The organism is Streptomyces sp. NPDC107581 (assembly GCF_055657175.1).
In genome coordinates this window covers 117126-130486 of the sequence record NZ_JBVKBH010000011.1, presented here as the reverse complement: position 1 = coordinate 130486, position 13361 = coordinate 117126, and the positions used below count along the sequence as shown (strand labels likewise).

The window sequence follows — 13361 nt, the reverse complement described above, 5'->3', positions numbered from 1 at the left end:
ATGTCCCAGCACGTCGGCAAGGCCGCCGAAGGGGGAGAGGCAGTGGCAGTGGAAGAGGGGGGAGTGGTGCGCAGGGAGTCCGTCGAACCGGCGCAGGCGCGCCGGCTCTGGCACCTGCTGGAGCCCCTGCACGCCGTGCTCTACTACGCGCCCGAGGTGCTCGAAGAGGCGGCCGCGCTCGGATACGGCACGGCGGACCGCTGGCCGAGCTACTTCCCGTTGCGTGCCGCCCCGTTGGGCGCAGCCGGAGCCGAGCGCGTGGCCTCGGCCTTCTACAGCTTCAACCCGCGCATGGTCGCCGAGCACATCGACCCGGGATGGGGCACCGCAAGCCCGACGGAGGTGCTGGCCGCGCGTCTGCGGGGCATCGACCGGAGCTACCGCGCACTCTTCGGCGACCGTATCGAGGCCCCCGAGCTGGCCGAGGCCGCAGCCCTCGCCCGGCGCGCGGCCCTGGCGGCCGGCACCGCGGGCCGCCCACTCGCCGCGGCCAACGCCGAACTGCCCTGGCCCGAAGCCCCGCACCTCCAGCTCTGGCAGGCGGCCACGATCCTGCGCGAACACCGCGGCGACGGCCATATAGCCGCCCTGCTCCTCGCGGACCTCGATCCCGTCGAGTCCCTGGTGTCCTTCGCCGCGGCAGGTGCCGCGCCCGTCGAGCGCTTCGAGAGCCGCGGCTGGAGCGGTGAGGAGTGGTCGGCCGCCCGCGCGCGCCTCGCGGCCCGGGGGCTGGTCGAGGCGGACGGTACGGCCACGGAGGCCGGCCGCGCCCTGCGCCGTGACGTGGAGGAGCGCACGGACCGCCTTGCCGTCGGCCCCTGGCGGACCCTCGGCCGGGCCGCCATTGACCGCCTCACCGATCTCCTCGGCGACTACTGGGTCGCGGTCCTGTCCTCCGGGCTGCTGCCCTCGGAATCCACCCTGGGCATAGGCAAGGTGTGAGCTGGCGCGTGAACGCTCCCGGCGGGCTCCCCCTCCAGGGCGCCCCCTGCCCCAAGTCGAGCCCCGCTTGCCCTGAATCACCCCATTAGGTCCCATCTGGCGGACGGCGTAAGCCCGTTACCGTGGGGGACAAGAACGATTCGCCTGCCGAGGTGGGGCGGACCAGGGTGAGCAAGGGGGACGTATCGTGACGCGTCTGAAGGGCGGGGCGATCACCCCCGTGGTCGCCGGACTGCTGGCCGGGGCATTGCTGCTGGCCGGGTGCAAGGACGGCCACGGCTCGTCCGGGGGCGGCGGGCCTGCCGGTTCCGGCGCGCCGGCGGCGGGCGACGGCCGTGCCGTCAGCCCGCTGGACAACCCGGACGGCACGAAGCCGGGGCTGGCGGCGCTCACGTCCGCCGCGGACCTGGCGAAGGCGCGCTCGCTGATCGGGAAGGTGGCGACGAAGGGGCGCGGCCCGAAGACGGGGTACGAGCGCAGCAAGTTCGGCTACGCCTGGATGGACTCGGCTCCCGGTGGCATTCCGTTTGCGCACAACGGGTGCGACTCGCGGAACGACCTCCTCAAGCGTGACGGCGAGGACGTCCGCTTCCGCGCGGGCTCGGACTGCATCGTCATGTCGATGACGCTGCACGACCCGTACACCGGGAAGGTGATCGAGTGGACCAAGTCCCGTGCGACGACGGTGCAGATCGACCACGTCATGCCGCTGTCGTACGACTGGCAGATGGGCGCTGCGCACTGGCCCAAGGGCAAGCGTGAGGACATCGCCAACGATCCGCTCAATCTGATTCCCGTGGACGGGCCGGCCAACGGCGCGAAGAGCGACTCGGGACCGGCGACCTGGCTGCCTCCGGACAAGCGGGTCCGCTGTGCCTACTCGGTGCGGTTCGCCCAGGTGTCGTTGAAGTACGCGCTGCCGGTGACGTCGGCGGACAAGCGGATGATGCTGGACCAGTGCGCCGGCTGACGCAGGAATCAGCGGTTCCACTTGATCACCGTACGGTGAAGAAATGATCGGCGTCGTGTGACGTTCCGGCAAAGATGTTCACAAATCGCAAAGGTGTGATGGATAGCAAATCGGGCGGGTTCCGCAAGGAGTGGTCAAGGTCTGCGCAAGATCACCTCTTGGATCTGTCCACAGAATGTTCACAGCAGTCAAGATCGGCGCGTTTGTTTACCGTTCTTGATCGCTGGAGTCGAAGCCGTGCCTCTGTGGCCGCTCAGTCGTCGCCCACGCCCCGGGCGCCCCGCACGACCTCTCCGTCGTGTCCGCCGCGCACAGCGCTCCGTCGCCGTGGTGGTGCTCACCGCGCTGGCGCTGATGCTGACCACGGACCAGGCCCTCGCCGAGGGCCTGGAGCTGGGCCGCATCGAGCTGCCGAGCCTGAGCCTCGGCTCGCTCGCGTCCTGGCTCACCGACCCGCACTGGGGCAAGCTGCCGCACCAGCAGTCCGGCACGGCCGTCGGGCGCCGCCACCACGTCCCCGCCGACGCCACCGCCGCGCACCGCGGCGCGGGCCATGCCCCCGGCAAGGGCCACGGCGAACTGGGCGCCTACCACGCGCACAAGCCGGACACCAAGCAGGGCCGCAGCGCCGGCCGCGGCGCCTTCGACGCCAAGACCAGCAAGCGCAACGCCGGCAAGTCCTCGCGCACCGTGACCGTCTACAACAACGCCGACGGCTCCACGACCCGCGAGATGTACCAGACACCCGTCAACTACCAGACCGGCAAGGGACGCTGGGCGCCCATCGACGTGGACGTACGGGCGGGCCCCGACGGCCGCTGGCACGAGAAGGCCAACTCCCTCGCCGTCGACTTCGGCGCCAAGGCCACCGACTCCGCCCTGGCCTCCCTCGCGGTCGACTCCAGGCACCGCATCGCCTACACCCTCAAGGGCGCCGCCTCCGTCAAGGGCACCGCCCACGGCTCGACGGTCACGTACAAGCAGGTCCTCGACGCCACCGACCTGCAGGTCGCCCCCACCGCCACCGGAGTCAAGGAGTCGGTGGTCCTGCACTCCGCCGACGCCGGCACCTCCTGGACCTTCCCGCTCTCCCTCAAGGGCCTCACCCCCGTCCAGCACAAGAACGGCTGGATCGACCTGCGCGACACCTCCGGCAAGACCGTCGAGCGCATCCCCCCGTCGTACGCGTACGACTCGAAGGTGAACCGCCGCTCCGGCGACCCGGCCACCACCCACGACGTCACCTCCGAACTCGTCCACGCCAAGGACGGCTACGCGCTGAAGGTGACCCTGGACAGCCGCTGGCTGCACGACTCCCGCCGCGTCTTCCCGGTCACCGTCGACCCGACCGTCGACGACGGCTGGCTCACCACCTACGCCGAGTCCGGCGCCGACGGCGACCACTCCTACGAGCAGACCATCAAGGTCGGCTCCTACGACGCCGGCACCCACTCGGCGGTCAGCTTCTGGAAGCACTGGGACACCGCCTGGGACGGCAGCAAGAACACCGTCACCGAAGCCCACCTGGACGTCTTCGACACCTGGGCCTCGACCTGCACCCCCGAGCGGTTCGACGTCGCCCTGGTGACCAAGGACTGGACCCCCGAGTCCGTCACCAGCTACCCCGGCCCCACGCACGGCTCGTCCATCGGCAACCTGACGCCGAGCGTCCCCACCGCCTGCGCGAACACCGCCGGCGACCGCAGCGTCGGCGACTGGCTGAACGTGCCGCTGACCACCTCCGCCATCCAGGGATGGTTCAACGGCACCACCCCCGACTACGGACTGGCGCTCTACGCGTCGACCACGGACAGCCTGCACTGGAAGCAGTTCGGGTCGCTCAACAACCCCCGCAACGGCCCGCACATCCTGGTCACGTACACCGGCAACACCGCGCCGCAGCTGTACGAGCAGTTCCCCGCGGACAACGCCGTCGTCAACTCCACCCAGCCCGAACTGACCGCCTGGGCGGGCGGTGCCAACTCCACCGGCGGCAGCGCCAACCAGTACCTGTTCCGCGTCTACGACGCCACCGGCACCAAGGTCGCCGACTCGGGCTTGGTCGCCACCGGCGACTGGACCGTCCCGGCCGGCAAGCTCGCCTGGGGCAAGTCGTACAGCTGGACCGTCCAGGCCTACGACTCGGCCACCAATCTCTACTCGCCCGCGGACCCCTACCAGCTGTCCGTGCAGGTGCCGCAGGCCGTGATCACCTCCGGCCTGTCGCAGAACAGCAGCGACCACGGCTTCGACGCGTCCATCGGCAACTACACCACCTCCGACACCGACGCCTCGATCTCCACCGTCGGCCCGTCCCTGGACGTCGAACGCGACTACAACTCCCGTGACCCGCGCTGGACCGGCGCGTTCGGCGCGGGCTGGTCGAGCATCTTCGACTCCCGCGCGACCGAGCAGTACACCGCCGCCGGCGCCGTCTCCAGCGTCTCGGTGACCTACCCGGACGGCTCCCAGGTCGGCTACGGCAAGAACAGCGACGGGACGTTCACCCCCGGCAACGGACGCTTCGCCACCTTCACCTCCGTCAGCGGGGGCGGCTACAAGCTCACCGACAAGGACGACACCGTCTACACCTTCACCCAGTCCCTGGGCTCGGGCACCTACGGGCTCTACTCGGTGACGGACGCCAACGGGCGCACGGTGAACCTCACCTGGACCGGCGGACACATCACCCAGATGAAGTCCGCGGTCTCGGGCCGCGCCCTGAACCTCACCTGGAGCACCCCCTCGGGCGCCCAGGCCGCACACGTGGCGACCGTGGTCACCGACCCGGTCACCCCGGGCGACGGCTCCACCGCCCAGACCTGGACCTACGGCTACACCGGCGACCAGCTGACCAAGGTGTGCTCGCCGCTGTCCACCACCAAGTGCACCGCCTACGGCTACACCAGCGGCTCCGGCTACCAGAACGCGGCGGTCGACCTCGACCCGCACACCTTCTGGCCGCTGTCGGAGGCCTCCGGCTCCACCACGGCCAAGGACGCGATCCTCGACAACGAGGGCACCACGGACGCCGCCTACCAGAACGTCTCGCTGGGCCAGACGGCAGGCCCGCTGACCGGCTCCTCCGTGAAGGCCGCCACCTTCAACGGCACCACCTCCGACATCTCGCTGCCGAAGAACCTCGGCAACGACACCGACTCCGGCGCGCTGTCCCTGTGGTTCAAGACCTCGCAGGGGCCCGGCGTGCTCTACTCGTACGCCTCCCAGCCGATCGGCTCCGGACAGGCGGCGGGCTTCTACACCCCGTCCGTCTACGTCGGCACCGACGGCAAGCTCAACGCCGAGTTCTGGTACAGCGGCGGTGAGAACCCGATCGTGTCCACCGCGTCCGTCGCCGACGGCAAGTGGCACCACGTGGTGCTGTCCGCCTCGGGCAACTCGCAGACGCTGTTCCTGGACAACACCAAGGTCGGCTCGCGCACCGGCACCGTCTCCATCCAGAGCGCCGACGCCTTCGGCAAGAACCAGGTCTTCAACTACCTCGGCACCGGCTTCCTCGGCGGCGACTGGCCCGACGAGCCGCACCACTCCACCACCGCGCCGGACGGCTACGCCACCTACTTCAACGGCTCCATGGCCGACGTGGCCTGGTACAGCCACCCGCTGGTCGCCGCCGACGTCAACGCCCTGTACACGTACGGCACCCACGGCACCAGCCTGCTGAACTCCGTCACACGGCCCTCCGGCAAGACGTTCGCGGCGATGCAGTACGACGCGAACACCACCAACCTGAACCAGCTCACCGACGAGAACGGCGGCGTGTGGAAGCTCGGCGCGCCCACCGTGACCGGGTCCAGCGACACCTACCGCGGCGCCGTGCTCGGCGCGGCGCCCTCCGAGTACTTCCGCCTCGGCGAGTCCGCGGGCGCCGCCACGGCCGTGGACCAGGTGCACGGCGGTGACGGCACCTACAGCTCCGTGACCCTCGGCGCGTCCGGCCCCTTCAGCGACGCCAAGGCCGCCGGCTTCGACGGGACCGCGTCCAAGGTGGCCCTGCCCAGCGGTTCGATACCCGCCGCGGGCCCCGAATCGGTCAGCATGTGGTTCAAGACCGCGACCGCCAACGGCGTGCTGCTCGGCGCGTCCAAGGACCCGCTGACGTCCAGCACCACCCCGGCCGGGTACACACCCGTGCTGTACATCGGCAGCAGCGGCAAGCTGTACGGCGAGGACTGGTTCTCCGGCGGCACCACCAAACCGCTCGCCTCCGCCGCGGCGGTCACCGACAACCAGTGGCACCACGTCGTGCTCGCCGCCTCGGCCACCGGCCAGTCGCTCTACCTCGACGGCGCGCTGGTGGGCACCCAGACCGGCACCGCCGCGATGACCGGCCAGTCCTACGCCTACGCCGGTGCCGGCTTCCTCGGCGGCAACTGGCCGGACGAGCCGCACAACAGCAGCACCGACAACACCGGCTACCCGACCTACTTCAAGGGCTCCCTCGCGGACGTCGCCCTCTTCCGCTCGCAGCTGGCCGACGCCGATGTCGCCGGGCAGTTCCAGGCGGCGAAGAACTCCACCGGCCTGCTGCCGGTGAAGACCGTCAAGGTCACCTCGCCGGCCAACTCCACGCTGACGTACACCTACGACGTCACCAACGGCAACCGCGCGCTGACCGAGACCGACGGCCTCGGCAACCGGACGAGCTTCGGCTACGACACCGCCGGCTTCGAGCACACGGTCACCGACCCCAACGGCTCGATGACGGTCACCGGCCACGACGTCCGCGGCAACGTGGTCTCCTCCACGTCCTGCCAGGACCAGGCCGCGAACAAGTGCAACACCGAGTACTACGCGTACTACCCGGACGACACCACGGCGCAGCTGACCACCGCCGACCCGCGCAACGACCAGCTGCTGACCGAGCGCGACGGCCGCTCGTCCTCCGCCACCGACGACACCTACCTCACCAAGTACACCTACGACCCGGCGGGCAACCAGACCGGCATCACCGGCCCCGCGGTGTCCGGCTTCCCGGACGGCCGCACCACCACGACCGTCTACAGCGACGGCACCGGCGCCTACCCCTCCGCCGACGGCGGTGTGGTGCCCAAGGGCCTGCCGGTGAAGACGGTCAGCCCCGGCGGCGCCGTCAACCAGGTGTCCTACTTCAAGAACGGCGACGTGGCCTCCACCACCGACGCCGTCGGCCTGGTCACCTCGTACAGCTACGACGGCCTGGGCCAGGTCACCGGCCAGAAGGTGGTCTCCGACACCTACCCGGACGGCCTGAACACCACCTACAAGTACGACGCCGCCGGCCAGGTGACCGAGGAGCACGACCCGCAGCTCACCGACCGCGTCACCGGCGCCACGCACGCCGCCGTCACCAGCACGGTCTACGACGAGGACGGCGACACCACCTCGCAGACCGTCGCCGACGCGAGCGGCGGCGACCACGCGCGCACCCAGACGTGGACCTACGACGGCTACGACCACGTGCTGACCGAGTCCGACGCCAACGCGGCCGAGAGCGCCTCCGACGGCAACACCACCACGTACTCCTACGACTCCGCCGGCAACAAGACCAAGGAGGTCACCAGCGCCGGCAACGAGACCCGGTACACCTACGACGACAACGGCGACCTGCTCACCCAGGGCCTGATGTCCACCGGCGACCCGACGAACCCGCAGTCGCCCACCCTGGTCACCGAGTCCTCCCGGGCCTACGACCCGGCCGGCCGCCTCGCGTCGATCACCGACGCGATGGGCAACACCACGTCGTACACCTACACCGACGACGGTCTGACCGCGACGGTGAAGCGGACCGGCGCCGACGGCCACAGCACCTACGTGCTGGAGTCGGACAGCTACGACGCGGCCGGCAACCTGCTGCAGTCCACCACGGACAACGGCGAGACCGTCAGCAAGTACACCGTCGACGCCGCCTCCCGGACCACGTCCACCGAGTTGGACCCGACCGGCGTGGACCGGGTGACCACCCTGTCGTACACGCCGGACGACCAGGTCGCCACCGAGAACGACCACGACGCCTCGGGCTACGACCGCACCACCACCGACACCTACGACGACATGGGCAACCTGCTCAGCGAGACGCTGTACGGGGACGCCTCCGGTCACCCCGCGGGCTGGTGGAAGCTCGACCAGGACTCGGGCACCCATGTCACCGACGCCTCCGGCACCGGCAACTCCGCCACCGCCTCCGGCGTCACCTGGAGCGACGACGCCGCGAGCTTCGCCGGCACCGCCGGACAGCAGATCGCCACCAACGGTCCGGTGCTCGACACCACCGCGTCCTACACGGTCTCGGCGTGGGTGAAGATGAGCTCGCTGCCCACCCACAACGCCACCGTCGTCGCCCAGACCGGCACCACCAACAGCGCGTTCATGCTCCAGTACAACTACGCGCACACCGGTGCGCCGCTGTGGAGCATGGAGCAGACCAGCAAGGACGCCTCCGGCACCACCTTCCCGGCGGCGTACTCCACCGCCGTGCCGGCCACCGGCGCCTGGACCCAGCTCGTGGGCGTCTTCGACGCCTCCACCGGCGCGGTCAAGGTCTACGTCAACGGCACCCTGTCCGGCTCCGGCACCAACACCGCCCCGTGGAACGCCACCGGCCCGCTCACCATCGGCCAGGCCAAGTACGCCGGCGGCTCCACCGACCAGCTGCCCGGCTCGGTCTCCAACGTGCAGGTCTACCAGCGGGCCCTGTCCACCACCGAGGTGTCCTCGCTGTACGGCAAGGGCCGCGGGGGCGGCACGGTCGGCTCCTCGGACGCGCAGACCACGAAGTACGCCTACGACAAGCGGGGCCTGCCGACGTCCATGACGGACGCCGAGCAGCACACCACCGACTACGCCTACGACGAGGCCGGCAACCTCGCGGTCACCACCGCGCCCGCCGTCCAGTCCGAACCGGACGGCACCACCGCCTCCACGCTCCGACCGGTCACCACCAGCGGCTTCAACACCTTCGGCGAGGCCGTCGAGGAGCGCGACCCGGTCGGTCTGGTCACCAGCACCGCGTACGACGCCGAGGGCAACAAGGTCTCCGAGACGCTGCCGCCGTACACCCCCGACGGCGCCTCGTCGCCCAACGCGGGCACCACCGTGTACACCTACGACAGCGAGGGCAACCAGACCTCCGTCACCTCGCCCGGCGGAAAGACCACGTCGCACCTGTACGACCAGATGGGCAACCTCGTCCAGACCACCGCCCCGGACGGCACGAAGACGCACGCCGCCTACGACGCCGACGGCGAGCAGCTGTCGGCGACGGACCCGACCGGCGCGCAGACCCAGGCCACGTACGACTTCCTGGGCCGTCAGCTGACGCAGACGACGCTGGAGCGCTATCCGTCGACCCGGACGCTGACCACCACCAACTCCTACGCCGTCACCACCGGCAACCCCTACGGCGCGCACGCCGCCTCCACGACGTCGCCCGGCGGCGTGACGACGGCGTACGGCTACAACCGGGCCGGTGACATCACCTCGGTCACCGACGGGGCGGGCAACACCACCCGCTACGCCTACGACTTCGAGGGCAACCGCGCGAAGACGACCCTGGCGGACGGCACCTACACGACGACCGACTACAACGCCGACGGCGACCCGACGGCCACGCGCTCCTACGACGCGGGCGGCACCAAGCTCTGGGAGACCTCGCAGGCCTACGACGGTGTCGGCAACATGACCGCCACCACGGACGCCAACGGCCACACCAGCCGCTTCACCTACGACGCGGCCGGCACCATCACCCAGGAGATCCAGCCGGTCGACGCGTCCACGTCGATCACCACGACCTTCGGCTACGACGCGGCGGGCAACCGCACCCGTTTCACCGACGGCCGCGGCAACTCCTGGCGCTACACGTACACGCCGTGGGGCCAGCAGGAGAAGGTGATCGAGCCGACCACCGCGAAGTACACCTCGGCGGCCGACTCGACGACGACCTTCGCCTACGACGCCGACGGTCAGCTGACGAACGCGACGCTGCCCGGCGGTGTCACGACGGCGATGACCTACGACGCCAACGGCCAGCTGAAGACGATGTCCGGCGCGGGCGCCGACGCGGCCACGGCCGAGCGGAGCTTCACCTACGACGCGGACGGCCGGGTGCTGTCGGCGGACACGGACGAGGCGGGCATCGCCGGGGCGGTGGACCACCAGAACGCCACCCACGACGCGTTCACCTACGACGACCGCAGCGACGTGCTGACCGCCTCGGGTTCGGCGGGCACCTCCGGCTTCGCCTACAACGACGACGCCCAGATGACCTCGCGGACCGACGCGGCGGGCACGACGACGTACGGCTACGACACCGCCGGACGCCTGTCGACCCTGAACGACCCGGCCACGGGCACCCAGCTGTCGTACTTCTACGACCAGCTGAACCAGCTGAAGACGGTCAAGTACGGCTCCACCGGCCAGACCCGCACCTTCGGCTACAACAGCGAGCACGAGCTGACCAGCGACGTGCTGACACAGGGCGCCTCCACCCCGGCGAGCTTCGCCTACGGCTACGACAAGGACGGCAACCTGACGTCGAAGACGACGACGGGTGTCTCGGGCGCGTCCACCAACACCTACGGCTACGACTGGGCCAACCGCCTCACGTCGTGGAACGACGGCACCAGGACCACCACGTACGGCTACGACGCCTCGGGCAACCGCATCCGCAACGGCGCGGACGTCTACACGTACGACGAGCGCGACCAGCTGACGTCGGACGGCGTGCACAGCTACGACTACTCGGCGCGCGGCACGATGACACAGGAGTCGTCAGCGTCCGGCGGCACGGTCGCGTACCGGACGGACGCCTTCGGCGGCCAGATCGCGGCCGGTGAGCAGTCGTACACGCTGGACGCGCTCGGCCGGAACATCTCCGACCGGGACACACAGGCGGACACCACCCGCACGTTCGCCTACTCCGGCGCCGACAACACCATCGCCTCGGACGAGGACAACAGCTACACCTACGACCCCTCGGGCGGTGTCGTCGGCATCAAGCCGGGCGGCGGCAGCGGGGTGCTCGCCCTGACCGACCAGCACAACGACGTGGTGGGCACCTTCACCGCGGGGGCGACCTCGCTGGCGGGCTCGGTCTCCTACGACCCGCTGGGCAAGGTGGTCTCGCCGACCGACACCGTCGCCGGCCACCTGGGCTTCCAGTCCGGCTGGACGGAGCCGGGCACGGGCAACGTGGGCACGGCCTCCCGCTGGTACGACCCGAACAGCGGTGTCTTCCTGAACAAGGACAGCATCTCGCTGGACGCGGTGCCCAACTCGGTGGCGGCGAACCCGTTCGCCTACGTCGACGACAACCCGCTGGCGGGCACCGACGACTCGGGCAACTGCTCCTGGTACGACGTGGTGTGCGGCGCCAAGAAGGTCGCGCACCATGTGAGCCACGCCGTCAAGCACGTGGTGCACAAGGTCTACCACGCGGTCAAGCACGTGGCCCGCAAGGTGGTCCACGCCGTCAAGCACGCGGCGCACAAGATCGTGCACCAGGTGCGGGACGTCTACCACGCCACCGTGCGCGTGGTCCGGCGCGTGTACCACTACGCGGCCAGACACGTCAGACGCATCTATCACCGGGTGGTCCATGCGGTCCACTCCGCGTACCACAAGGTCTCGCGCGCGGTGCACCGCGTGGTGCACGCGGTGAAGAAGGCGGCGCACAAGGTCGCGCACGCCGTGAAGAAGGCCGCGCACGCGGTGGCCCATGCGGCCAGGACCGCGTACCACGCCACGGTCACGGCGGCGAAGTCGGCGGCGAAGTTCGTCAAGCACCATGCGGCGGCGATCACCTCGTTCGTGGTCTCCACGGCGGTGTTCGCGGGCTGCGAGGCGATCACGGGCGGCGTCGGCTCCATCGGCTGCGCGGCAGCCGCGGGCGCGGCGGGCTCGCTGGTCGAGCAGGGCTTCAAGTGCGCCGAGAACGGCGGCGGCGACTGCAGCGCGGGTGCGTTCGGCGAGTCGGCGGTCGAGGGCGCGGTGGCCGGCGCGGCCGGCGGCCTCCTCGGCAAGGTCGGCGGCTCCCTGCTGGCCAAGGCGGCACCGAAGGCGATGAAGGTCGTCGGCGGCCTCTTCGGCAAGGGAGTCACGGACGCCGGGGAGTCGGCGGCGGCGGATGCCACGGACGGCGCGGCCTCGGCGGCGGAGTCGGAGGCGGCGGGGACACGGGCCCAGTCGCACTCGGACGACGCGGGCGGTGCTGCTGAGGAATCCGGGCCGAGCTGCCGGATCCCGCACAGCTTCACGGGGTCGACCCAGGTGCTGATGGCCGACGGTACGACCAGGGCGATCGACCGGATCCGGGTCGGTGACACCATCGCCAACTCGGTGCCCGGGGCCGCCGGTACGGAGGCGCACAAGGTCACCGACGTGATCGTGACGCACACGGACCACGACTTCGTGGACCTGAGGGTCAAGTCCGCGGGCACCTCCGCGGACAAGGCTGCGGGCACGTCCGCGGGCGGCAAGTCGGTCAAGTCCGGCGTGAAGGCCGTGGCCAGGAAGGCGGCCCGCAAGGCGGCCTTCGGCCTGGCGGCTTCGGCGGCGGTGCTGGGCGCCCTGTCGGGCGGCCACGGTCACGGCGTCACCCACCAGCCGGCGACGGCGCCGGTGGCCGCGGTCGGCACGGCGGCGCCCGCACCGTCCGCACCCTCCGCACACGCGGACGCGCACCTGACGACGACCTTCCACCACCCCTTCTACGACGAGACCCGGTCGGCCTTCGTCGAGGCGAAGGACCTGAAGCCCGGCGACGTCCTCCAGACGCCGTCCGGAACGACCGAGGTCACCGGTGTGCGTCTGTATCGCGCGAACACCACGACGTACGACCTCACCATCGGCAGCCTCCACACGTACTACGTGGCGGCCGACGGCGTCCTGCTCCTGGTCCACAATGCCAATCTCCCGGATGTCTGTGGTCCGATCACAAAGAGCACGCATTTTGCGAAGGTGACGGTTCACGACGCGGACGGGCATATGATCGACTCGTATTCCCTTCGCAGTGGAGCCACGACTCCGGAGGAAGCCAGCCTGGGTGTCGGAAGGGCGCGTCAGGCGGTCCACACCGAAAACCGGGCAGCCAGAGCAGCCGGCGGCGCTCCGATGATCGGTGATCACGTCATCGTGGATGATCCCTTCTTCGCGGCCAGTCCTGTGCCTGAAGGCGGATGGGTGAAAATTACAGGCACCAAGCCGCCATGTGGGAACTGTCAAGGGCAGATGAGAGCATCTGCCGAGGATACGGGCGCCACGTTCGAATATCATTGGCCAAATGAAAAGGGCGGAATGAATATGTGGTCGTCGGACGACTGATGGCCGAATTCTGCAGAGGACTGCTGCGAATCGGTGGACCTCCATAGAAAATGAGGCTCCTGTTGGATGTGGTTTCGGCCCAGAGTCGAGAGCATTCGGCAGGGGCCTCGCTTTCTCGAAATCGATATAC

At 70.0% G+C, this 13361-nt stretch carries 3 protein-coding genes; all 3 read left to right on the top strand.

Annotation, left to right across the window (positions count from 1 at the left end; all coding sequences use genetic code 11):
• Positions 1–63: 63 nt before the first annotated feature.
• The 3 genes from ACZ7P3_RS27115 (at position 64) to ACZ7P3_RS27105 (ending at position 13231) form a co-directional block, all read left to right on the top strand.
• Positions 64–942: an SCO6745 family protein gene (locus tag ACZ7P3_RS27115; RefSeq protein ID WP_472085797.1), complete on the top strand. Its 879-nt coding sequence runs from the start codon at positions 64–66 to the stop codon at positions 940–942.
• Between the two features lie 187 nt (positions 943–1129).
• Entirely contained in the window at positions 1130–1912 is a 783-nt protein-coding gene (locus tag ACZ7P3_RS27110) for an HNH endonuclease family protein (protein ID WP_472085654.1), read from the top strand.
• Between the two features lie 330 nt (positions 1913–2242).
• The gene (locus tag ACZ7P3_RS27105) at positions 2243–13231 is read left to right on the top strand and encodes a LamG-like jellyroll fold domain-containing protein (protein ID WP_472085653.1); all 10989 of its coding nucleotides are present in this window, start codon (positions 2243–2245) and stop codon (positions 13229–13231) included.
• The last annotated feature ends 130 nt before the right edge of the window (positions 13232–13361 follow it).